The sequence below is a fragment of the uncultured Abiotrophia sp. genome, assembly GCF_963520105.1.
In the GTDB taxonomy this organism is placed as follows: Bacteria; Bacillota; Bacilli; order Lactobacillales; family Aerococcaceae; genus Abiotrophia.
Map to the genome: position 1 here is coordinate 41,934 of NZ_CAUQPN010000004.1, position 24,504 is coordinate 66,437.

A 24,504-nucleotide genomic window follows, 5' to 3' on the forward strand; every position below is an offset into this window, starting at 1 on the left:
TGATGGATAGCGAATAGAATATCGCCCCACTAGGGGTGTTAGGGGAGTCTTACAGATGAAAGAACCAATCCTGGTCATCATGGCAGCCGGAATGGGCAGTCGTTATGGTGGCCTCAAACAGCTTGATTCAGTCGGACCAAGAGGGGAGGTTATGCTGGATTATTCGCTCTATGATGCGAAAGAAGCGGGCTTTAAGAAGGTTATTTTTATCATTAAACCCGACATGGCCGAGCGTTTTAAGGCCCAAGTTGGCGACCGTATAGCACAATATATGACAGTAGAATATGCCTATCAGAAATTAGAAGATTTACCGGCGGGTTTTGCCGTGCCAACTAGCCGAACCAAGCCTTGGGGAACTGCCCATGCGGTTTGGTGTGCGCGAGACCTGATTGATGCGCCTTTTGCGGTTATTAATGCCGATGATTTCTATGGCCGGCATGCCTTCCAATCGGTCTATAATTATTTGATGAAAATGCAGACCTATCGTAATCCGCGTTATAGTATGGTGGGCTATCCACTCAAGAAAACGATCTCGGCTAACGGGGCGGTCTCGCGTGGCCTTTGCCAGCTCAATGAGTTAGGCTACTTAGTTGAAATCGAAGAGCAGACTCAGATTGAAGCCTATCCAGAAGGGATTCACTATACGCAAGACGGCTTAAACTGGGTGGATGTAGACCCAGAAACCATTGTGTCCATGAACCTCTGGGGCTTCCCCGAAGCTTTCATCCAAGTTATTGAAGGCTATCTACCAGAGTTCTTGGAGAAGGGCCTTCGGACTAAGCCTGATAAATGTGAGTACTACCTACCAAGCGTAGTTCGCAAGCAAATTAAGTCTGACCAAGCCAGAGTCAAGATTTTAGAAACCCAATCCCAGTGGTTTGGGGTCACCTATCAAGAAGACAAACCTTTAGTGGTAGAAGCCATTGAAAGTTTGACTCAGTCAGGCGTTTACCCAAGCCCCTTGTGGCCAGAAGTTTAGGATAGTAGCAAAAGGAGTGAAGCATATGTCAACCGTTCTAGCGACCGATTCGCCGGCCTACTTGGCCTATCAAGCTTATGATTTACCAGGGAACCTGCTTGCCCTAGAACCCTTAGGCAACGGCCTAATTAATAAAACCTACCGCATCCAACAAGGGGATGATCAAGGCTGGCAAGGGGAGTATGTCCTCCAAGAAATCAACCAGTCTATCTTCCCAGATGTTCCTGGGCTTATGCAGAATATCTTGGCCGTGACAGATTACATGAAGGGAATTATCAGTCGCCGCGGTGGCGACCCCGAGCGGGAAACCTTGACGGTTGTGCTTAATCGTGAGGGCTTACCATATATGCGCTTGGAAGATGGGACCTATTGGCGCATCTATGAGTTTATTAAGAACAGCTTCAGCATTGAACAAGTCACCAATGAGGACGAGTTCTATCGGGCTGGCCAAGCCTTTGGGGCTTTTGCCGCTGATTTAGATGATTTTGATGCTAGCCAACTGACGGAAGTCATTCCCAAATTCCATGATACGCGTCATCGCTATGCTCAGTTTGAAGAAGCCGTCGCCCAAGACCGTGTGGGACGTGTGGCGGAGGTTCAGGAATGGATTGATTTTGTACGAGCCCGCAAATCTGATTGCTACCTGCTCTATGACTTGTTAGATGCAGGCCAATTGCCTCTGCGCGTGACCCACAATGATACCAAACTCAATAATATTCTCATGGATGCTAGCACTGGCCAGGCCCTCTGTATCGTAGACTTGGATACCATTATGCCAGGTTTGGTGCTCTTCGATTATGGGGATGCCATTCGCTTTGGGGCCAACCATAATGCGGAAGACGAGGCAGATTTGAGCAAGGTCCAATTTGATGCCCATTTATTTGAAGTCTATACGCGAGGCTTTTTGAAGGGGATGGGGGATCGCCTCACCACCTTAGAAATTGAATTGCTGCCTTGGGGAGCACGGGTCATTACCTTAGAGCAGGGGATTCGATTCCTGACCGACTACCTCAATGGCGACGTCTATTACGGCACCAGCCGTCCAGGCCAGAATTTGGATCGGACAGCTACCCAGTTGACCTTAGTGGCTCAGATGGAAGCTCAATGGCCTGAACTCAAAGCCATTGTAGCGCGCGCGGCTCAAAGTCGCTAATAACAAATAAATGAGACTCGAAAATGCCGACTTAGTCGGCATTTTTGCTTGGCATTGAATAAGTCAAAAAAAGTTTTTGTGGCTTTAAGTAGATTTTAAGTAAGCATCCTATACTTAAGCTATCAACTAAAACAAAAGAGTTGACGAAAGGATGATTAAGATGAAAAAACTACATAAAATTGCCGCACTCACTAGTTCTGCTTTTATCTTAGCGCAAGCCAGTCTCATGACGCTGACGCTTAATACCCCACTTGTTCAAGTTCAGGCGGCACCACCTCAAGCACCTCCAGGTGGAGTCGGAGGATTTGGTGGATCTGGCACCGTTAATCAAGGGACGACTGCTACTGAGATTACCGAGGACGGCACTGTGACCGATACTCAGTATAGCTCTACTGGTGATGATGAAAATGCCCTCAGAGTAACCAATGCCAAAGTGACCTTAACAGGTATCAAAGTGGATAAGACAGCAGGAGCTACCTCTAACACAGAAGACGGTGACTTCTACGGGATGAATGCTGGCTTACTAGCAACAGACGGTGCCACCGTGACCATCAAAGATGCGACCGTTAATACCAGCGCTCAAAACGGTAATGGGATTTTCTCCTATGGTCAAGGCACGACGGTGAATGTAGCGGATACGACCATTACAACCACAGCCGATAACTCTGGAGGGATTCAGACGACAGGGGGCGCGACTATGAATGCGACCAACTTGACCGTCGAGACAGGCGGGAACTCAGCAGCAGCTGTCCGGTCAGACCGGGGTGGTGGTACTGTAGTAGTTGATGGCGGGACCTATACTTCTAAAGGTTACAACTCACCAGCCATTTACTCAACGGCCAATATTACAGCTAAAAATGGGACCTTCACAGCTCAGAACTCTGAAGCCCTCGTAATCGAAGGGCAAAACTCGATTACCTTAGAGAATGCGACAGTTGAAGGCAATATGAGTGATACCAAAGGTAGCAGCTCTGATACCAATGTCCACAATGTCATGATTTACCAGTCTATGTCTGGGGATGCGGAAGTCGGTAAAGCGACCTTCACCATGACGGATGGGAACTTGATTAGCAACAATGGCGATTTAATCTATGTCACCAACACGCATGCTGACATTAACTTAAGCAATGTCACCATCAAAAACCTGGATACAGAAGGTCGACTCTTAGCTGTCTTAGGGAATGATGCTAGCCATGGTTGGGGGACCGCCGGCGCCAATGGCGCTAACGTTACCATGACAACCCAAAATCAAACTTTGGAAGGCGCAATTGAGGTCGATACCATCTCTACCTTGAATTTGACCTTAGGCAAAGGCAGCAACTTTACTGGCACCATCAAAATCGTCGATAACGCAGATGGGGGTACGGCAGTTGCGGATAATGCAGTGGTCACAGTAGAAGAAGGGGCGACTTGGAACTTAACTGGGGATGTCACCTTGACTAGCTTAACCAACAACGGCACGATCAACTTCAATGGCCACACCATCACCTTAGCAGACGGGACTGTCCTTAAATAAGCACAAAAAGTAGCCCTCCCACTTAGGGGAGGGCTCTTGCTGTGTTTGGAGGTCTTATTTTTTTGCTTGGTCATCAAGCGTGGTTAAATCATAAGGTGTTTGTTGATAAACCAAGTTCAGCCAATTATGGAAGAAAAGATAAGCGCTAGATCGCCAACGATGTTGGGGTGGTAAATCTGCTTGATCTTGAGGATAGTAGTTCAGAGGCAGGCAGACTTGAGGATTAGAACCTAGATCCCGACGATATTCCTGATCTAAAGTCAAGGCATCGTATTCCATGTGCCCCGTGACAAAAACTTGCCGATTGTCCTTGGAAGCGGCCAATAGGGTCCCCGTTTCAGGCGCGGTAGCCAACACATCTAGCTCTGGGTGCTGGGCCAGCCTAGCTTCATCGATACCCGTGTGGCGCGATTGTGGCGCTAAGAAAGTGTCGTCTAGACCACGCGTTAGAGGATGGTGGCGCTGGGTCAAGTCATGACTAAAAATACCAAAAAGCTTAATAGGTAGGGTATGCTTAGCTATGCCATAGTCGGTATAGAGTCGCGCTTGCGCACCCCAGCAGATATGGAGGCAAGAAAAGACATGGTTTTTAGACCAGTCGAAGATGCTTTGGAGTTCCGACCAGTAGGTAACGTCTTCGAAGTCAAGGTGCTCTACTGGAGCGCCGGTCACAATTAGCCCGTCATAATAGCGGTCTTGAATCTGATTAAATTGATAATAGAATTTCTCCAAGTGTGAGGCGTTGGTGTGGCTAGACTTGCGACTCGACATCTGGAGGAAGTCGACTTCAATTTGTAGAGGTTGGCTCCCTAAAAGGCGTAGAAATTGAAGTTCCGTTTCTTCTTTTTTGGGCATGAGATTGAGGAGCAAAATTTTAAGCGGGCGAATATCCTGGCGCTGTGCTGTCTGCTCTTCCATGACCTGGATACCTTCATGAAGTAATTCTTGTTTGGCGGGTAGGCCATCAGCAATACGAATAGGCAAAGGGCAACCTCCTTACGCGATAACTCCTATCAAGTAAAGGAGCTTTTCTCTTATTGTAAGGGCTAAAGCGGGCCAGGGTCAATCATCTGGCTATATTGATTTTATAGGAGTATCTATAGTTTTTAACTATAAATATGTAGGATAAATAAAAAATATAGGGTATAAATAGCTATTTATCTTATAAAAGGCGAAAGAAAACATATAAAATAGGTGCTATTATTAAGTTGGAAATAAAAAATAAGAATACATTTAGAGAATATTCTAAGAAAGTTCAGCTTATTCCGAATATTTAGTGAAACGAATCTCTATTTATTTAGGAAAAGATTATGAAAATCAATGTATTGACCAAATGTCATTGACGTGATATAATTATTTCGAATTCGAGATAACTAAGTGCTTTAAGCGACTGCTTTTAGAACAGAGGGGAAGTAGTTCTTTTACTATGAGTCATTTCGAATTTAAGATGAGTGTGACAACGGGTGATATCAATTACTTCAATCACTTGTTTGGTAGAAACCTAAATCTTTAGCTACTTATGGTTCTTTTTCTCGCCCGAGGGCGAGATCGGCTAACAGAAACTAATTTTGTCAAGCAACTGCGGCGCGTTGTAAATGGTGACAAAATATGTGAGTAGGCGAGAGAGGCGGGACAAGTGATAGCCACTAATTGGTAGTTGCAATGAATAGTGAACTCACTATTCGGATGGAGTGGAGACTTTATCCCGTTGTTCACATTATCTGAGGTTGCCTTTTGAAAAGGCGGAAGATACCTCGCCTTGGCACCTATCGTAGACCACTAAGATTGAGGGATCTTGGTCAGATAGTCAAGGTACCATAGCTAGCAACAGGCTAGCGCAACCTTTTTAATTATTGGTTACTATTGATGATAGATGGCTCAGTTAGTGCTTTTCCCTTTAGGGGAAGGTAAAAGTACAGTTGGGTGGAGCATCTTCAGTCAAATAGGAAGTTTAGGGGCTTACCGATTACTTTTCTATTTTGACGCGTCTATCATTATGAGAAAAGCGTGTTGACTTGGGGAAGTCAACACGCTTATTCTTTATTATTGAGTTTTAAGGAAATGGATATACTTGTTTCCCCAGGCCCCCAATTGTTGAAGCACTAAACGAAATTCCATGCCGATAGCGGATAGTTGATATTCTACCTTAGGTGGAATCTGAGGATAGGCCTTGCGAATAATGATGCCATCTTCTTCCAACTGACGTAATTGTTTAGTGAGGGTAGCTTGAGTGATTCCAGATAATTCACGGTGGAGAACATTAAAGCGTTTAGGACCTTGCTCGAGGGCGTGGAGGATGAGAATACTCCATTTGCCAGAGAGAACTTTTTGGGTAACAACAAAGGGGCAAGTAGGGAGTTTGTCACTGCTGAAGCGTGCCATATCTATTAAGTCCTTTACATAATTATTTTTGATACTTAATACAGTGTATAAAGTTATATTTAAAAGGTCAAGTATAAATATTTCTCTTGTTTAAAAAACAAGACTTGTTATAATGGGACCTTAAGAAAAAATAGGAGGAGGTTGGCCAATGCATCAAGAATTAGCTTTGAAAGTGGTTGTGGGACTTATGCGGACCAGTGGCCAACTGACACAATTTTTAAAGAATGACGTTAGTAGTTACGGACTTAATTCGACAGAGTTTGGTGTTTTAGAATTGCTCTGGTCTAAAGGAGAGTACCCTGTACAGCAAATTGCTAAGAAGATTCTGATTTCTTCCTCCTCGACAACCTATGTCATTAATCAGCTAGAAAAAAAGGGGCTTGTTCAACGGAGAATTGATGCTAAGGATAGACGGGTAGCTTATATTGGCCTAAGTCCATCAGGTTTTGATTTGATGCGAGAGATTTTTCCTGTTCACGTAGCCAAACTTGATAAAGTATTTGGTAACTTAAGCGAAGCGGAGTTGCAAGGGCTTAGCACCCTACTCAAGAAGATAAATTTCGATCTACCATAGGCGATTTCCATCCGTTTTTAATAAAGTAGCGCTGTTCTGCCAGAAGAACAGCGCTACTTTTATATTTCAAGAAAGGACTGCTTTACTTAGTCATGCCCCACCCAGAAAGATGGGGCGTGTGAGTGCTACTCATAAGCCTATAGTTTGTCGCAAAAGGTCTATATTTTGTACAGTCAGAGTCATGCTATAATAAGGATGAGGTGATGACGATGAAAGTAACATTTCCAGTAGATTTTTGGTGGGGTGGGGCAACTTCTGGCCCACAAAATGAAGGGCGATTCCATAAGCCCCATGTCAATGTATTCGATTATCATTATGATACCAAGCCGGAAGATTTCTTCCGCTATGTAGGGCCGGATGTGGCATCCGATTTCTACCATTTATATGAGTCTGATATCGCCCTATTCAAGGACTTAGGGTTTAATAGTTTGCGGACCTCCATTCAATGGACCCGCTTGATTGATAATTTAGAGGAAGGAAGCTTGAATCCAGAAGGGGTAGCTTACTACAACCGGGTCATTGATGCCCTCTTGGCAGCCGGTATTCGACCGATTATCAATCTCCATCACTTTGACTTGCCAATTGACCTCTATGAGCGTTACGGTGGTTGGGAGTCCAAACATGTCGTAGAGCTTTTTGTGAAATTTGCGCGCCGGGCCTTTGAATGTTTCGGCGATCGTGTGACCGACTGGATGACCTTCAATGAGCCTATGGTAGTCGTAGAAGGCCAGTATCTCTATGGTTTCCACTATCCTATGTTAGTAGATGGCAAGAAGGCGGTGCAAGTGGCCTATAACCTACAATTAGCCTCTGCCAAGGCCATACAAGCCTACCGCCAAATCAATCAAAATCCGCAAGGTCGGGTCACTATTGCCCTTAACCTGACGCCGGCTTATCCTGCTAGTCAGTCTGAAGAAGATTTGGCAGCAGCACATTTTGCCAACTTATTTGTTAATCGCCTCTTCTTAGATGCCTCGGTTAAGGGGCGTTTCCCAGAGGAATTAGTGGCCATTCTGGCTAAAGACGGGGTGCTATGGGAAGCGACGCCAGAAGAGCTAGCCATTATCCGCGACAATCGTGTGGATTATATCGGGGTTAACTACTACCACCCTCATCGGGTTAAGGCTCCCGAGATTTCGCCTAACAGCTTAACTGTTGACTGGCTGCCACAACGCTACTTTAACGACTATCAAATGCCAGGCCGTCGTATGAACGTGGATAAGGGCTGGGAAATCTATCCGCAAGCTCTTTATGATATTGCCAAGAACCTTCAAGATAATTATGATAATATTCCTTGGTTCGTATCTGAGAATGGGATTGGCGTTTCGCGTGAGGAGCGCTATCTCGATCAGACAGGCATTATCCAGGATCAGTATCGGATTCAGTTCTTCAGCGAACATCTCTACTGGCTTAACCGAGCTATGCAAGAAGGGGCTAACTGCTTTGGTTACCATGTCTGGACGCCAGTCGATGGTTGGTCCTGGCTCAATGCCTACAAGAATCGCTATGGCTTAATCTCTAACGATATTCATACCCAGACTCGGACCGTCAAACAATCCGGCTGGTGGTTCAAAGATTTAACTGCTAATCATGGATTTGAATGGGAGGAAATGACATGACCGAGCAACTACTAGTTTGCGATGTTGGGGGAACAAGCGTGAAGTATGGCATCTTTGATGGGCAAGTCTTGAACCATCAAGGGAAGTTTCCCACGCCAGAAACTTGGGAGGGACTCCAGTACGAGCTTGCCAAACTCCGCCAAGAATTGGACTTGCCTATCAAGGGAATTGGCTTTTCCGTGCCAGGGACCGTCTTGCCAGACAAGGGCCTTATCGAAGGCATTAGTGCCGTCCCTTATATCCATCATCGGCCTTTTGTTCAAGAAATGACCCAAGCTTTCCAAGTGCCTATCACCATTGAAAATGACGCCAACTGTGCGGCGGTAGCTGAAGTTCATTCAGGAGCTGCTCTGGGAGCCCAAGCCGCCGCCCTCCTAGTCTTAGGATCTGGCATTGGGGGCGCCTTGGTCTTAAATGGCCAGCTCTACCGTGGCCCAGGAGGTTTTGCCGGTGAGTTTGGTTATGGCATGGTCGACTTTAGTCGCCGAGTCAGCCCAACCATGAGCCCGGTCAATGTGGCACGGCGCTATAACGGGTCGAGTGACTTCAAGGCTCTCTTGGAATTGGCTACACAAGGCTATCCAGAAGCTAAGGAAGCCGTCGATCAAATGATAGATGATTTGGCCCTCTTAATTCATAATCTCTACGTCTTCATGGATTTGCCGCTTATTTTGATTGGGGGGGCATTGTCGGGCAATCAGGCCTTCAGTCGGCTACTAGAAGAGCGGGTCAAGACCTTCTTAGAAGCGTCTGAAGTCCCCCACCATCCTCAGGTGCGTTCTTGTGCCCACCAAGCAGATGCTAATCTGATTGGGGCAGGAGTAACCTGGTTGGCAGCTGCTGAACTTAGTGAGTAGCCTGGCTTCCAAGGAGTCAAACTCATTTAGCTTATATTTCAGGCATGACTGAAGTCATGCCTTTTTACTTTGAGCTGACGCGACCATAAAGTCTAGTAAAATATCTGCTTAATTTAAGAGCGAGAGAGGGGCTTAAAAAGTACAAGTTAGTTGCTAGAGTATCGGGCGAAATAACTATTTTCCTATACGGGTTTAGTGCACAATGTATGATTTAATACCTATAATTTTTAATAAATTACCTATGATTTGAGGATAGGAAGTCAGGGGCAATTGGCGTATAATACAAACTGTAAACGTTAACAGAAAAGAGGAGTGACAATGGAAGCAGCGAAAAAAGCTAAAAGCTCCAAAAAACGACGCAAATGGAAACAAAATATACCCTTGCTCATTATGACTTTACCGGGGCTGATTTGGCTCATTTTTTTCTACTATATTCCAGTATTAGGGAACGTGGTGGCCTTTAAGCAATTCCGTTTCTCCAAGGGGGGATTTGTTCAGTCCATCCTCGACAGTAAATGGGTAGGGTTCGCCAACTTTAACTACCTATTTTCAAGTTCTAAGGCCTACCTCATCACTCGCAACACCGTCTTATATAACCTAGCCTTCATTGTTATTGGTCTTATCTTTGCCGTCATGTTCGCGATTATTCTCAGTCAATTACGCAGCAAGCTTTTGGTTAAGACCATTCAAACTTCCATGCTCTTACCTTATTTCTTGTCATGGGTTATCATCAGTATCTTCGTCTTGACCTTCCTGTCTACGGACCGCGGGCTATTGAACCAAATGTTAGGGGATATGGGCATGAAGGCCGACACTAACTGGTATACAACGCCTGACATGTGGCCACCATTCCTTGTCTTCATGGGGATTTGGAAAGGGATTGGTTATTCCTCCATTATCTACTTCGCGACCATTGTGGGGATTGACCGGACCTACTATGAAGCCGCCCAAATGGATGGCGCTAGCAAGTGGGACCAAATTCGCCACGTTGTGATTCCGCATTTGGTACCAATGATGATTATTCTGGTTATCTTGGGGATTGGGAACATCTTCCGGGCCGACTTCGGTCTCTTCTACCAAGTGCCACTTCAATCTGGTCCACTTAAGAATGTGACGTCCGTCTTAGATACCTATATCTATGATGGTTTGAAAAACGCAGGGAACCTGGGGATGACCACCGCAGCCGGGCTTTATCAGTCCTTCGTTGGTTTCATCTTGTTGCTGTCAGCTAACTTGATTGTGCGCAAGATTGATCCAGATTCTGCTTTATTCTAGGAGGTGCCACCATGACTCAGACCAAGAAAAAACTGGGTAAGGTATCGGTGGATACCTTCGGCCCCAAAGCTAACTTCTTCTTCAGTCTTCTGATGACCTTGGTTGGTTTGACGGGTGTCTTTCCCTTCATCTTTGTTATCATCTTATCGCTGACCGATGAAAACTCCATTGTGCGGAACGGTTATCGCTTGATTCCGGATGCCTGGTCTACAGCAGGTTACGAGTATCTCTTTACGCAAAGTTCTACCATCGTCAATGCCTTTATGGTGACGGTCTTCGTGACCGTGGTCGGGACCTTGATTAACGTAACAGTTACGTCGACTTATGCCTATGCCTTATCACGACCTTACTTCATCTTCCGCCGCTTCTTCCTCTTCATCATTTTGGTGACCATGTTGGTAGGGGCTGGGATGGTGCCAAGCTATATCGTGATGACTTCCTTACTCAAGCTAAGAAACTCTATCTGGGCCTTGATCTTGCCAATGGCCTTGAGCCCATTCAACGTCATCATCATGCGGACCTTCTTCCGCAAGTCTATTCCTGAATCTATCATTGAATCCGCTCGTATTGACGGGGCAGGCGAATTCCGGATTTTCCGCCAAATCGTCCTACCACTGGCCATTCCAGGGATTGCAACTATTTCTCTCTTTGCGGCCATTGGTTTCTGGAACGACTGGTTTAGCGCTTTGCTTTACTTAGATGATCAAAACCTCTTCCCACTGCAATATGTCTTGATGCAAATCCAAGCCAATATTGACTATATCGTTAAAAATGCTGCCCAAGGTGCTTCGGCCGTATCGGGCGTCTCGATTCCGCGGGAAGCAACGCGTATGGCCATGGTGGTTATCTCAACCTTGCCAATCGCCTTAAGCTATCCTTTCTTCCAGAAATACTTTATTTCTGGTTTAACCATCGGTGGCGTCAAGGAATAGACGTGACCACTCCATTCTTACAGGTAATAACAATATAAAAATTTTAGGAGGAATCCACAATGAAAATGAAACGTCTTGTACGTAATATGGCTATGTCTGCTTTAGCAGCAGTATCGGTAGCTTCTGTCTTCACTCCAGCTGTTAAAGCTGAAGAGCCAACTACTATCACCATGTACCAAATCGGGACACCACCTGATAACTTGGATCAACTTTTGGCTAAAGTTAACGAAGCTTTCGTTCGTGACTTAAACCTTAAACTTGAAATCCGCTACCTAGGTTGGGGTGAGTACGATGACAAGATGAACGTGATGACCAACTCAGGTGAAAAATACGACATCGCACGTGCCTCTGGCTACATCCAAAATGCTTCAAAAGGCGCTTATGCTGACTTGACTGACCTAATCAAAGAACACGCTCAAGACTCCTTCAAGTACTTAGATGAAGCTTACATCAAAGGGAACACAGTTGACGGCAAGATGTATGCTTTCCCAGTGAACGGGAACGTTTATGCGCAAGAGTTCTACACCTTCAACCCAACATTCTTGAAGAAATATGACCTCAAATTAGACGGTATCAAAGAACTGAAAGATGTAGAACCTCTCTTACAAACCATTAAAGACAAAGAACCTGGTGTAGCACCTTTAGCTGCAGGTCGTGGCTGGCGTGTAGGGCATGACTTTGACTATGTCATTGGGGATGCTGTACCACTCGGGGTTTACCTCAAAGGCGATACTGCCAAAATCGTGAACCCTTATGAAGAAACAGATGCCTTCATTCCAGAAATCAAGGTAATGCACGAATTCTACAAGAAAGGCTTCGTACCTAAAGACGCTGCAACTTCTGACCAAGGTTACCCATTAGATGCTGATACTTGGTTCATGCGTCGTGAAACAGTAGGGCCACGTGACTACGGTAACTACTTACTCCGCGCTGTTTCTGGTAAAGACTTAGAAATCGTGCCTCACGGCGACACCATCATCAAGACTAACGCTCAAGCACGTATGTCTAACTTCGTTATCGCTCAAAACTCTGATCACGTTGAAGAGTCAGTTAAATTGCTTAACTACATCAACTCTAAACCAGAAATCATGAACACCTTGGTTTACGGTCTAGAAGGCGAGAACTGGGAAAAAGTTGGCGAAGACAAGATCAAACTCTTGCCTAAGTACAACGAAGGTGCAACTCACATGTCTGCATGGAACACAGGGAACGCTGCCTTGCTTTACAAAGATGAACGCATCACACCAGAACAATTGGCCGCTTCTGAAAAAGGCTTGAAAGAAGCAACAGAGTCTCCACTATTAGGTTTCAACTTCAACCAAGAACCTGTAGCGGACGAAATTGCTAACGTCAACAATGTCGTTAACGAATATGTTGCAGGTCTCCACACTGGTACAGTTGACCCTGAAAAAGTCTTACCTGAATTCAACAAAGCTTTGAAAGACGCAGGGATTGATAAGATCAAGGAAGAAATGCAACGTCAATACGACGAATTCTTGAAAAACAAAAACTAATGCCTAATGAATGAGGCGAGGCTGGGACTCAGTTCCAGCCTCTTGTTGTTAAAAGACGGCTCAATCCTTGCGGCTCGAAAGCAGAAGGCGGGAGCTTTTGCACTCCCTCGTATCAAAGATTGAGGATTGAAAGAAAGGAAGAAAAGAGATGTCAGCTCCTTACCAAACCATTGATACCCGTTGGGGGACGCGGAATAGTCACCGCTTAGGTCAGGGCAACACCCTGCCTTATACTGGGGTGCCCTTTGGCATGAACCATTTTGTTTTGGAAACCCGGCCTGGAGAGTCACGATTTTTCCATCCGGAAGATGGGACTGCCTTTGGGATTCGTTTGACCCACCAACCCAGTCCCTGGATGGGGGACTTTGCCTGGGTGACTTGGCAGGTGGCCTGCCTAACGGATAAGGAGTGGAATCAACTTAAGAGCCCTCTGTCTGCTGAGGGCAGTCGAGAATTGGCTAGTTCTGGCTATCGCGGTGATCTAGCTCAATTTCGACCAGGCTTTTTGTCCTACCAACGTTTGCGGGACGGTTTGCAGGTGGCTTGTTGTCCAACGCGGGATGGGGCCAGCCTTAAGGTGACACCTGACCGGCGCTATCCTAAGGGGCATTGGGTCATGAGCTTGGTTTTGGACCAAAGTGGTTGGTATGAGCTAGAGGGTCATCAGCTGACTTTCTACACCAACCAGCTAGCAGGATCTAAGTACGGTCAATATGGTCAATATAGCCGGATGCTAGCGCCCGAGGGGGTAACCTTTGAGCTGTGCCAGGTGGTGGATTTGGGAGAGGGTCTCCACCAACTTTGGCTAGACTTGGACGGCATTGAAACTATCCCAAGCCAGTCTTTGCATTTGGAATGGGTGACCTCTTATATTAGCCCAGCCCAGCTGGAGCTTAATTATCGGCAATCCTATTTCTTCGGCCAGTCCTGGGACCAGCAGTGCGCACAGACAGAGGCAGCGTGGGAGGACTATCTAAGCCGTTTGACAGTTAGTCATCGAAAGGCCAAGCTTGTCGATCGATTTTATCATTGTCTCTATCGGACGGCCACTTTCCCTCAGGCGGCCTATGAGTGGTCGGAAACCGGGGAGCCTATTCATCAATCGCCTTATACGGGGAAGTTGGAGCCTGGCTACTTCTTGACCAATAATGGCTACTGGGACACCTTCCGGACTAATTACCCACTCTATGCCTTAATTGTGCCTGAAATGGTGCCACTCTTCCTAGAAGGCATTCTAGCAGTTGCCCGAGAAGATGGCTTCTTGCCTAAATGGTTGTCTCCTGACGAACGGGGGCTTATGCCAGGGACCTTGGTGGATGCAGTCATTGCGGATGCCGTCGTTAAGGACCTAGTCCCATCAGATTTGGCCCTGGAGCTTTATCAGGCCATGCTTTATACGGCTGAGACAGAGAGTGTTCACCACTTGGAAGGCCGCCAGGGAGCTAGCGATTATCGTCGCTTGGGCTATTTGCCAGCAAGCTATGGCGAGTCGGTTAATAAAAGTTTGGACTACGCCTATAGTGACTTCTGTATTAGTCAGGTAGCTCAGGCTTTAGGTGATTCCGAGCGAGCCAAGTATTACCGCCAACAATCACTCAACTACCGCCATCTTTTCGATGACGAAACTGGGCTGATGCGGGCTAAGGATCAAGCTGGCCAATTCTTAGGCGACTTTGTTAGCCAAGCCTGGGGTGGCCCTTATACCGAGGGCTCTGCCTGGCAGCAGTCTTTCGCGGTCTATCATAATTTGGCTGATTTAGTGGCCCTACATGGCGGAGATGCTGCCTTCTACGAGCAGCTGCGGGCCTTAGTTAATCAACCGGCCAGCTACCGGGTGGATGGCTATGGCTATGAAATTCATGAAATGTTAGAAATGGCCCGTCGTGACTGGGGCCAGCTAGCCCTGTCCAATCAGCCAAGCTTCCATTTGCCTTACTTACCAATCTATGCTGGCTACCCACATATGGCCCATCAATTGCTTAAATCGCTCATGCTAGAAGCCTTTAAGTTGGAAGAAGAAGGCTATATTGGCGACGAGGACAACGGCTCCTTATCAGCCTGGTTTGTTTTGAGTTCTCTTGGAATTTATGCCGTGACCCCAGGGACTAATCAATATGTCTTAGGGATCAGCATCTGGGACCAGGCCAGTCTCAACCTAAGTGAGGGACGGGACTTCCAATGGACTACCCTGAATCCTAGCCAGGTACTCAATGTGGTTTTGAGCCGCCAATTAAATGGCCAAGATTATGCTGCTCACTTCCTGACTTATGAGGATATCATGGCGGGTGGCCAATTAGAGCAAGAACTGGGTTTCTTGCCTTCTCTTAAGCCATTGGAAGCATCTTTAAGACCGTTTTCTCTAGCACTAAATGGCCAAAGGGAGTATAATAGTCTTGATTGTAAGATAGAGGAGGAAGCGCATGGAAACTAAACTTGTTGAGATGATGATGCGAGTCTACTATTGGATGAAGGGAGCTGCCTTTTTCTGGTTGGGTTGGTTGGCTGGCTTGGGCATTTTTGGCACCATGGCTAGTCTGACGGCCTTAACTGAAGCCCACCAAAGCGCTAAGTGGCGGGCAGACCTGCTGACTTTCTCTGGCTTTTGGGATAGCTATAAGGCCAACCGTCGTGATAGCTGGGGCCTTAATCTCTTCTATACCCTCTTGTCTGTTTTCCTGTGCTGGTTAATTTTTATTACGTCTCAAATGCGGGGCATGATTTTCTTGGTGGCCCTTGTCATCCAAGTGACCGTTTTAGTCTTAGTGAACCTAGCTTTAGTGGCAGAGAGTCAAATGCGGGTTGTCTACCAGGGGGAAGCTAGCCAATTCATTAAGTTTAGCTTCTTCCAACTCTTGGTGACGCCACGTCCCAATCTTCTGACCTTGGTTTATAGTTTGGTTATTGTCTGGGTGGTGATGACCTTCCCAGCCTTGGCCTTTATCTTCGCGGTCCCTCTCTGGGTGACTAGCTTGTCGTCCTTCTATTTGAGAGAGTGGCGTCGGCAAGGAGTGATTCCGCATGAGCCAGAAGAATCCCAATCGCTTTAGTCGGCTCTTACGCTACTATGCGACCCTGATTTTAGTCTTAGTTTTTCTTCTGCCTCTAGTAGCGGTCTACTTGCTCTATCAACATAATATTAATAATGCCCTGGCTGAGCTCAATCTCATGCACTACCATATTCAGACAGAACTCAGTCAGGCTGACCAAGATACTCAGAAAATCGCGCAAAAACTGACTGAGTCAACCAAGCAGATTGAAGCCTTGCGCCATTATGCCAATTATAGCTACCAGGAGTCGCTAGAGAGCTTTCTAATGAATCGTCAGTACAATCTCTACTTGCCTGATAAGCTCTATCGACTTCATCGGGAGTTTCAAGATATTACCTCGATTCTTATCCATGTCGATAATGCCAAAGAACTGATTGTCTCTACCGCCGACAACACCCGAGGCCGTAAGATGATGCCGTCAGATATAAGTAAAGAAGAGGGTAAAGAGATTGGCTTTGACCGCCCTTTATTCGACTTGCGTTCTGGCCATAGTTTGGGGCAGGTACAAGTCAACTATCATGCCGATCGTTTCTTCCAAGGGCTGGCTGAGTCGCCACTCTTAACAAAGGCTCAAACTGTCGTCGTCGATGCCAAGCTAAAACGCATGCTCCTAGAACGTGGCAAGCTGAGTCAAGACAAGCTACAAGCAGTCATCAAAGGAGAAAACGTGCCTTCTGGCTACCTGATCAGCCGCATGGAGACGGGCGAAGATTTACTAATCATCAGCCTTCTGCCTAAGTCGATCATCTGGCAACGGGTTATGGGTCCAGTATTAGTGATTACCTTGATTACCATACTTGTGGCAGTCATCCTCTTGGCCTTGCTTTATCGTTTCTTCGGGGCCTATTCCAATCAGGTTCATGATATGGTCACGACCCTCAAGCGAATTGGAGAAGGGCAATTTTACTATCGTATTCGGGAAACGGATAAGCAGGATGAACTGCGGGAAATTACCCACTCCATTAATACCATGTTAGACCAGTATCAGGTTAACATACAGGAACTCTATTCCATGGAAGCCCGCGAGCACGAAGCCATTCTCAAGGCTTTGCAGTCGCAAATTAATCCGCATTTTATGTACAACACGCTAGAGTTTATTCGCATGAGTGCCTTGACTGAGGGGGCAGATGAATTGGCCGATATCGTCTATGATTTCGCTGCCTTATTAAGAAATAACATTAGCGATGAGAAGGAGACGACCTTGGAGCGTGAGCTTTCCTTCTGCCGTAAATACATCCACCTCTACCAAGTGCGTTATCCTAACAAATTGCAGGTGGATATTGAGATGACATCAGAATGTCAAGCTTTCGTCTTGCCTAAGTTTACCTTGCAACCATTGATTGAAAACTATTTTGTGCATGGCGTGGATTTCGCTAGGAGTGATAACCACTTAGTCATCAAAGCCTGGGTGGAAGACGTGGCCGACCAAGCCAACCTGACTAGCAGGCTCTGGATTGAAGTGTCTGATAATGGGAGAGGTATGTCCCCAGAAACCCTCAGCTCCTTAAATCAAGGATTAAGAGAGGGAGCTCGACCCATTGAACCGAATAGCCGGCAGTCAATTGGAATCTTTAATGTGGCTGAGCGACTCCATCATTATTTTGGTGGCGAGGCTACTTTATCTTATCAAATAAATGAAGAAGGAGGTGTCCGTGTATGGCTCAAGTGTCCTTTCAACCCACCCCACTCAGGGTCATGATTGTGGACGATGAGTACATGATTGTCAAAGGCTTAGAACGCCTGATCCGCTGGCAAGAACTAGGTCTGCAACTTGCAGGGACAGCTGGTAATGGCCAGGAAGCCTTGGACTTAATGAGTCACCAAGCGGTGGATATTGTCATCACCGATGTCAATATGCCTAACGTGACGGGGATTGATTTTATTAGTCAAGCCAAGGAGCTAGGCCAGGACTTTGTCTTCATTTTTGTGTCAGGCTATCAGGAATTTGAGTACGTTAAGCGAGGTATGGAATTAGGGGCCAAGAATTATCTGCTTAAGCCTATCGACAAGGTAGAACTCCATCGGGTGCTTAGCCAAGTAGCCCAAGAAATTCGGGATAAGCGAGCCCTAGATCAGGTTATTTCGGACCATGAGCAAGCTCAACTGACTAGTTGGTTAGAGACAGGCCAAGGGAGCTTACCTCTTCGTTACCAGGATGTCACTGCCCCCAACTGGCAGTGGGTTTTGGCACAAAAAACTTGTCAGCCCCAATTGTTGGCTACGGGCGGTTGGTCTATTATGGTGCTAGGTGACTGGCTACTAGGGATTATGCCCCAGTCGGATTCTAGTCAAAAACTTCAAGACAGTGGGATGCAAATTCAGACTGGGCTGAGCTTGACCAATATTCATCACAAGCTTCAAAGCTTCCTTCAGGCTGAAAGTCGACGGCTTTTCTATGAATGGGAGTGGGATGAAGAGCGAGCTAGGCAAATCTTTTGGCAGGATGAGAGTGACGCTTCCCAAACAAATCCTACGACCGTTAAGTTAGTCGATCAATTAGTGGGTCATCTCTATGAAGCCATCGATAATCAGAATAGCATTAAACTGGATGCGGACTTAGATAGCTTCTTGGCCTTTTGTCAGGAGCGGGAACTAGCGCCTCAGGAAGTGGTGCAATTAACGGCCTTGATTCGGCATTACTTTGATATTAAATCTAACCAGCATACCCCAACCAGTCTCCTAGATGAAGGGGCCAATCAGCCTCTGACTTTTGCCTCGCTAAGCCAACACCTCAAGGAGAGTTTGGATTTAGGTGGGCGTGAGAAGCGTCACCACCTCTATCCGCCAATAGTCAATGAAGTCTTGGCGGCTATCTATGAACGTTATAACGAGAATATCTCCATGAAGAGTTTGGCCGATGACCTCCATGTCAATGTCATGTACTTGGGCCAACTCTTCAAGCGTGAGGTCGGTATGACTCTGTCCCGCTATATCAATCAATATCGTCTAGCCATCGCCAAGGATTTACTGATTGCGTCTAAGCTGTCGGTGGCCCAGATTGCGGTCAAGGTTGGCTATCAGAATCAAGCCTATTTTTATCGGGTCTTTAAACAATCTGAGGGTGTCAGTCCTAAAGAGTATCGCCAACGCTATCATGATCACCTTAAGGCTCAGGAAGATAAGCAAACGACACGGTAAGGGTTAGCCTTGCCGTGTTTTTATTTAGGACAGGGACAGAGTCCTATGGGCTAACTGGAGCTCTTTTTAGCGAAAATACATTGTATTTTGACCCAATCAAGAGTAAAATAGTACTGATACAAAAGAATGCAAATCTATAGAAAAGGTGGCAGTATGATTTTGAATAAAGATATAGCCGGCTATGTAATAGACATCGTTGAAAGATTAAATCGGGGGCAGAAACAATTTTTCTGGGCCATCAGTGACTTAATAAGTTTTATTGTAGCCATTGTGGTATCCTATGTCCTCTTCTATACCTTGATTAACCCTAATCCCTTTGACTATATTGTGTATGTGGGGTTAACTTTTGCAATTTACCAAGTCTTAACCCATCTTATGGGCTTGGCAGCAAGTATGAGCCGCTACAATTCCCTAGATGAATTTATGAAGCTCTTTTCCACCATCGCCATTTCCAGTGTGGTGGGCTATGGCATTAGCTATGTCTTCTTGCCTCAGTTTTCAGTTCGTTTCTTGGTTCTCTTCATTCTCTTGAGTACCTTCTTGGTCTTTGCACCACGTTTGATTTGGCAGCTCTTATACTCCCAACGTGATCGCGGCCAGGAGGTGGCGACCAGTCGCCGGATTTTCCTAATTGGGGCTGGGGACGGAGGCGCGGCCTTCATGAACAGCTATCAACCTCAAACCAGTGATTTGGACATTGTGGGGATATTGGATAACGACCTCAATAAGAAGGGGCAACAGCTAAGTGGCGTGCCGGTCTTAGGTCGTTACGATGACTTAGCCAGCCTAGCCAAAGAATATGATATTGATGAAGTCATTGTGGCTATTCCCTCTCTTGAACCGCGCGAATATGAACGTATCCTCGAAATGTGTAACGAGGCGGGCTTAACCGTCTATAAAATGCCTAAGGTTGAAGATGTTATTCAAGGGGCTGGCCCACAACGCAATGAGATTAAGAAAATTGACATTGTAGACCTCTTGGGTCGTAAGGAAATCCGCCTAGATGAGTCATGCCTGGACCAAGAGTTAAGCCATAAAACCATCTTAGTGACCGGGGCAGGTGGCTCAATCGGGAGCGAAATCTGTCGCCAAGTCAGTCGCTTCAAGCCTAAACGGGTCATTCTCTTAGGTCATGGCGAAAACTCCATTTATCTGATTTACCATGAATTAATTAAGAGTCATCCAGAAATTGAATATGTGCCCGTTATTGCAGATATTCAAGACTATCCACGCTTATTACAAGTCTTCCAGGATTACCAACCAGCTATCGTCTATCATGCAGCAGCTCATAAGCATGTGCCGATGATGGAGCGTAACCCTAAGGAAGCCCTCAAGAATAATATCCACGGGACCTATAATGTAACCAAAGCAGTCGACCAAGCCGGTGTACCTAAGATGGTCATGATCTCGACAGATAAGGCGGTCAACCCACCTAACGTGATGGGGGCAACCAAGCGTGTGGCCGAACTGATTGTGACAGGCTTCAATAAGACCAGTCAATCTACCTATTGTGCCGTTCGCTTCGGTAATGTCTTAGGTAGCCGAGGCAGTGTCATTCCAGTCTTCGAACGACAAATTGCTGCAGGTGGCCCGCTGACGGTGACCGATTTCCGCATGACCCGTTACTTTATGACCATTCCGGAAGCTAGCCGCTTAGTCATTCATGCCGGAGCATATGCCCGCGACGGCGAAGTCTTCATCTTAGATATGGGTGAACCTGTTAAGATTTATGACTTAGCTAAGAAAATGGTCCTGCTTAGTGGTCATACTGAAAAAGAAATCCCAATTGTTGAAGTAGGCATTCGTCCGGGTGAGAAACTCTATGAAGAGCTCTTGGTGGCATCAGAATTTGTAGATAACCAAGTACATGATCAAATCTTCGTCGGCAAGGTAAATACCATGCCGCTGGCTACCATTGAAGCTAAGATGGCAGAATTCGACACCTTAGAAGGCGATGTTCTCAAGGAAGCCATCATTGGTTTCGCCAATCAAACCACTCAAGCTGACTAGGAGGCTCCCTAGATGAAATCAAAACTCCAGCATTTGCTTTTAATGGTCGTCTTGGCCCTAGTGGCCAGTCTGTGGCAAGGGCCTCAAGTTCAGGCAGCGCCAGATTCTGAGCCTATGTCTTTCCTCTTTCTAGGAATTGACACGGGGGAATTGGGCCGGACAGAACAAGGTCGTTCCGATACCATCATGGTGATGACCCTCAACCCTAGCCATAAAACCTTACGCCTCGTTAGTCTACCGCGAGACACCTATGTCAATATTGAGGGCTACGAGGGCATGGATAAGCTCAACCACGCCTATGCCTATGGTGGTGCGGAGTTATCCAAACTAACCGTCGAGCACTTACTAGGCGTCCCCATCCAACACTATCTAGCGCTTAATATGAAGGGACTAGAAGATTTGGTGGATTTAGTGGGCGGCGTAGAAGTAGTGCCACCTGAAACATTTACCATTGATGGCTATGAATTTTACCAAGACACGCCGGTTTATTTAGATGGCCGGACAGCCCTCTACTATGTGCGAGATCGCTTTTCTTCAAGCGGTGACTATGCCCGCCAAGCCCGTCAACGACAAGTGCTTGAAGCCCTAATGCATAAGGCGCAAGATGCTTCTTTTAAGCTAGATCCTTTGAAAGTTGCGTCACTTATGACATCTGTCTCGACTGACTTGTCCCTGGATCAATTGATGGGCCTCTTCAACCAGTATCGTCAGGCCGATTTACAACTTGAACTTGGCCAGTTACAAGGGCAGGGCCAAACCATTAATGGTGTTTACTACGATATCCCTGATCAAGCCTCTCTAGCTGAATTGCGCACGACCTTGCTATCTGATCTAAAAGAATAGGAGACTCCTCATGAAGAAAATTAGAAAAGCTGTCATTCCTGCGGCAGGCTATGGAACAGGCTTCTTGCCAGCAACTAAAGCCTTTGCCAAGGAAATGCTCCCGATTGTAGATAAGCCTATTATTCAGTTTATTGTGGAAGAAGCTATTGCGTCTGGTATCGAGGAAATCTTGATTATTACGGGTAGAACCAAACGTCCCATCGAGGACCACTTTGACTCCAATATTGAATTGGAAGACAACCTCCGCTCAAAAGGCAAGGCTGATTTGCTTAAATTAGTAGAGGGGACTACCCAGGCTAATCTCTTCTTCGTTCGCCAATCCTATCCAAAGGGCTTAGGAGATGCGATTTTAGCGGCTAAGGCCTTTGTGGCGGATGAGCCTTTTGTAGTGATGCTAGGCGATAATATCATGACGGGTGAAAAACCTGTCACTCGCCAACTCATGGACCTTTATCAAGAGACCCAGACGGCCAATGTAGCCATTATGGAGGTTTCTGATGAGGAAGCTGAACAAATGGGGATTGTTGAATTAGGCAAAGAAGTATCCAGTCAAGTCGGCTTGCCTGTTCATCACATTGACAATATGGTGGAGAAACCAAAGGCTAGCGAACTCAAGAGTCACATGGCTATTGCAGGACGTTATGTCTTGCCACCTGAAATCTTCAATCTCTTGGAAGACCTACCTGTAGGTAAGGAAGACGAGGTTCAGTTGACGGATGCCCTCAATAAGCTCAATCAGACCCAGCGAGTGCTAGCGGTCCAATGCCAAGGCAACCGACATGATGTTGGCAACAAAATGGGTTACATGCGCTATATGGTTGAATATGGTCTAAACCATCCTGAAACGGAATTAGGTCTAAAGGCCTACATCAAGCGTTTGGCAATAGAACTAGATAAATGATAACAAAGGCTGGGATAAGAGTCCCGGCCTTTTTTTGATATCAGTGCGATGAATGTGACCAGCCTCTTGTTGAAAGGGTTTGTAGTTTATGATATTATTGCTAAACATTTTGCGCACTTTCTTTCATCTTCTAGATGAAAAACAATAAGCGTCAATTTTCATTGTGAAAAGCATAGAATTTTTAGGTAAGAGGTGCTATAATGGGTTAATGTTGTTACTAAGCCTTGGCTTTTCCTGTAAGGAGGATACTCTGTTGTGACCACGAAAGATCGTGATTTAAAAAAATTTTTAATATGTATGGTTGACTTGATGGGTGTCATATTAGTAGGCCTATTTTTAACCCAGAGTAGTTCACCTCGATTCCATATTGATATAGAAGATGTTAATACCATGCTGCTGATCCATATAGCGGCTTTTTATATGTCAAGCCAGTTTAACTCCTTGTTTGATAGGGGTTATCTAGAGCAACTCAAATCAGTCATTATCTATTCTTTGTATTTTCTTGTTGGTATTACCATGATGGTCTTTATGTCAAAAAGTCATTTCTATATTCCTCGGACTGCATCCCTGGTTTTTGTCGCTTTGAATGGACTTTTGGTTTTTGCTATTCATTCGAGTATTAAGTACTATTACCAACACCTCTATCCAACTCTCAAATATTCACGTAAGGTTCTGTTAGTTACTACTTCCGATCGATTAGATATCATCGCTGAACGATTTAAGGTAAGTCAAGGTTGGGGTGGTCAGATTAGTGCGATTGCCCTACTAGATGCTCCTCAAGAAATTGCTTTGCCTGATATTTTTAAAGGTAAGCATCTAGTCACGGTTGATGAAATGGAATGCTATGCTAGGCAAAATGTTGTTGATGAGGTTTTCCTCAATTTGTCCCGTGATTTCGATGAGCAGATTTCAGACTACCTTTTGCTCTTCCAATCCATGGGAATTATAGTAAGCCTTAATATTTCGGCCTTCGAGATTCCTCTCAATTCGGATCGCCGAGTTCGCAAGTTAGGTAAATTTAGTGTCTTGACTTTCTCTACTAAATTCTATGATTACGAGTGGATGGTAATTAAGCGACTACTGGACGTCCTAGGTGCCTTAGTTGGCCTTGTCCTGACCTTCTTAATAGGGTTAGTGCTAGTGCCTTTGATTAAGCTAGAATCCAAGGGGCCAGCTATCTTCGCCCAAAACCGTGTAGGTCGTAATGGACGCGTCTTTAAGTTCTATAAATTCCGTTCCATGTACGCTGATGCTGAGGAGCGCAAGAAGGAATTGGAACAATACAATCAGATGAAGGGTCTCATGTTCAAGTTAGAAGATGACCCACGTATCACCAAAATCGGTCGCTTTATTCGTCGGACCAGTTTAGATGAGCTGCCGCAGTTCTATAATGTTCTGATTGGTGACATGAGTCTAATCGGCACCCGGCCACCGACCGAGAGTGAGTTCAAAGCCTATTCTGCTGGTCACAAAAAACGTCTTAAGTTACGACCCGGTATTACCGGTCTCTGGCAAGTAAGTGGCCGTAGTGATATTACTGACTTTGAGGAAGTCGTGCGGTTAGACGCCGAATATATCGATAACTGGTCCTTGTGGCTAGATGTCAAAATTCTCATTAAAACCATACAAATTGTCCTGCTTGGTAAGGGCGCTCGCTAAGTTGCGAGAGGAAAAGATCAGCTGTTGCTGGTCTTTTTCTTTTAGAATAGATAGTCATACAGATAGCTCGTGTTCTTGCTAGTTTCAGTTGACAAGATTATCTGG

19 protein-coding genes are annotated in these 24,504 nt (G+C 45.9%); 17 read left to right on the top strand and 2 right to left on the bottom strand.

Going from position 1 to position 24,504, the window contains the following annotated elements; genetic code table 11:
• Positions 1-55 precede the first annotated feature (55 nt).
• The 3 genes from RWO08_RS05575 (at position 56) to RWO08_RS05585 (ending at position 3,648) form a co-directional block, all read left to right on the top strand.
• Entirely contained in the window at positions 56-979 is a 924-nt protein-coding gene (locus tag RWO08_RS05575) for a sugar phosphate nucleotidyltransferase (RefSeq protein ID WP_314211456.1), read from the top strand.
• A 25-nt stretch (positions 980-1,004) separates the two neighbouring features.
• Positions 1,005-2,132 (top strand): phosphotransferase, encoded by a 1,128-nt coding sequence (locus RWO08_RS05580; protein ID WP_314211457.1) that lies wholly within the window; start codon positions 1,005-1,007, stop codon positions 2,130-2,132.
• 160 nt (positions 2,133-2,292) lie between these two features.
• Positions 2,293-3,648, top strand: coding sequence for a hypothetical protein (locus RWO08_RS05585; protein WP_314211458.1), 1,356 nt, complete (start codon positions 2,293-2,295; stop codon positions 3,646-3,648).
• Positions 3,649-3,702: 54 nt separating this feature from the next.
• On the opposite strand, the gene metA is transcribed toward RWO08_RS05585, so the two are convergent.
• Positions 3,703-4,632 carry a homoserine O-succinyltransferase gene (metA, locus tag RWO08_RS05590; protein ID WP_314211459.1) on the bottom strand — a complete coding sequence of 310 codons (930 nt, stop codon included), beginning with the start codon at positions 4,630-4,632 and terminating at the stop codon, positions 3,703-3,705.
• A 1,059-nt stretch (positions 4,633-5,691) separates the two neighbouring features.
• Positions 5,692-6,030, bottom strand: coding sequence for a helix-turn-helix domain-containing protein (locus RWO08_RS05595; protein ID WP_070756231.1), 339 nt, complete (start codon positions 6,028-6,030; stop codon positions 5,692-5,694).
• Positions 6,031-6,178: 148 nt separating this feature from the next.
• Here RWO08_RS05595 and RWO08_RS05600 point away from each other — a divergent pair, with 148 nt between their 5' ends.
• The 14 genes from RWO08_RS05600 (at position 6,179) to RWO08_RS05665 (ending at position 24,399) form a co-directional block, all read left to right on the top strand.
• Positions 6,179-6,604 (top strand): MarR family winged helix-turn-helix transcriptional regulator, encoded by a 426-nt coding sequence (locus RWO08_RS05600; protein WP_070756232.1) that lies wholly within the window; start codon positions 6,179-6,181, stop codon positions 6,602-6,604.
• A 209-nt stretch (positions 6,605-6,813) separates the two neighbouring features.
• Positions 6,814-8,223, top strand: a complete 1,410-nt coding sequence (locus RWO08_RS05605) for a glycoside hydrolase family 1 protein (protein WP_314211460.1) — start codon at positions 6,814-6,816, stop codon at positions 8,221-8,223.
• Positions 8,220-9,080 (top strand): ROK family protein, encoded by an 861-nt coding sequence (locus RWO08_RS05610; protein WP_314211461.1) that lies wholly within the window; start codon positions 8,220-8,222, stop codon positions 9,078-9,080. The genes RWO08_RS05605 and RWO08_RS05610 overlap by 4 nt, the downstream gene beginning before the upstream one ends.
• 318 nt (positions 9,081-9,398) lie before the next feature.
• Positions 9,399-10,355: an ABC transporter permease gene (locus RWO08_RS05615; RefSeq protein ID WP_399495840.1), complete on the top strand. Its 957-nt coding sequence runs from the start codon at positions 9,399-9,401 to the stop codon at positions 10,353-10,355.
• 11 nt (positions 10,356-10,366) lie between these two features.
• The gene (locus tag RWO08_RS05620) at positions 10,367-11,287 is read left to right on the top strand and encodes a carbohydrate ABC transporter permease (RefSeq protein ID WP_023391290.1); all 921 of its coding nucleotides are present in this window, start codon (positions 10,367-10,369) and stop codon (positions 11,285-11,287) included.
• A 59-nt stretch (positions 11,288-11,346) separates the two neighbouring features.
• Positions 11,347-12,801, top strand: coding sequence for an ABC transporter substrate-binding protein (locus tag RWO08_RS05625; protein WP_291454054.1), 1,455 nt, complete (start codon positions 11,347-11,349; stop codon positions 12,799-12,801).
• A gap of 148 nt (positions 12,802-12,949) precedes the next feature.
• Positions 12,950-15,232, top strand: a complete 2,283-nt coding sequence (locus RWO08_RS05630; RefSeq protein WP_314211462.1) for a GH92 family glycosyl hydrolase — start codon at positions 12,950-12,952, stop codon at positions 15,230-15,232.
• Complete coding sequence (locus tag RWO08_RS05635) at positions 15,222-15,848, top strand: DUF624 domain-containing protein (RefSeq protein WP_314211463.1); 627 nt, start codon at positions 15,222-15,224, stop codon at positions 15,846-15,848. The genes RWO08_RS05630 and RWO08_RS05635 overlap by 11 nt, the downstream gene beginning before the upstream one ends.
• Positions 15,820-17,547, top strand: a complete 1,728-nt coding sequence (locus RWO08_RS05640; RefSeq protein WP_314211464.1) for a sensor histidine kinase — start codon at positions 15,820-15,822, stop codon at positions 17,545-17,547. The genes RWO08_RS05635 and RWO08_RS05640 overlap by 29 nt, the downstream gene beginning before the upstream one ends.
• A complete protein-coding gene (locus RWO08_RS05645) occupies positions 17,505-18,986 on the top strand; it encodes a response regulator transcription factor (RefSeq protein WP_314211465.1) in 1,482 nt (493 codons plus the stop codon). The genes RWO08_RS05640 and RWO08_RS05645 overlap by 43 nt, the downstream gene beginning before the upstream one ends.
• Positions 18,987-19,145: 159 nt before the next feature.
• The gene (locus tag RWO08_RS05650) at positions 19,146-20,996 is read left to right on the top strand and encodes a nucleoside-diphosphate sugar epimerase/dehydratase (protein ID WP_314211510.1); all 1,851 of its coding nucleotides are present in this window, start codon (positions 19,146-19,148) and stop codon (positions 20,994-20,996) included.
• A 12-nt stretch (positions 20,997-21,008) separates the two neighbouring features.
• Entirely contained in the window at positions 21,009-21,839 is an 831-nt protein-coding gene (locus tag RWO08_RS05655; RefSeq protein WP_311467346.1) for an LCP family protein, read from the top strand.
• Positions 21,840-21,849: 10 nt separating this feature from the next.
• Positions 21,850-22,740 (top strand): UTP--glucose-1-phosphate uridylyltransferase GalU, encoded by an 891-nt coding sequence (galU, locus tag RWO08_RS05660; RefSeq protein ID WP_070756241.1) that lies wholly within the window; start codon positions 21,850-21,852, stop codon positions 22,738-22,740.
• 309 nt (positions 22,741-23,049) lie between these two features.
• Positions 23,050-24,399, top strand: coding sequence for a sugar transferase (locus RWO08_RS05665; RefSeq protein ID WP_291427388.1), 1,350 nt, complete (start codon positions 23,050-23,052; stop codon positions 24,397-24,399).
• The last annotated feature ends 105 nt before the right edge of the window (positions 24,400-24,504 follow it).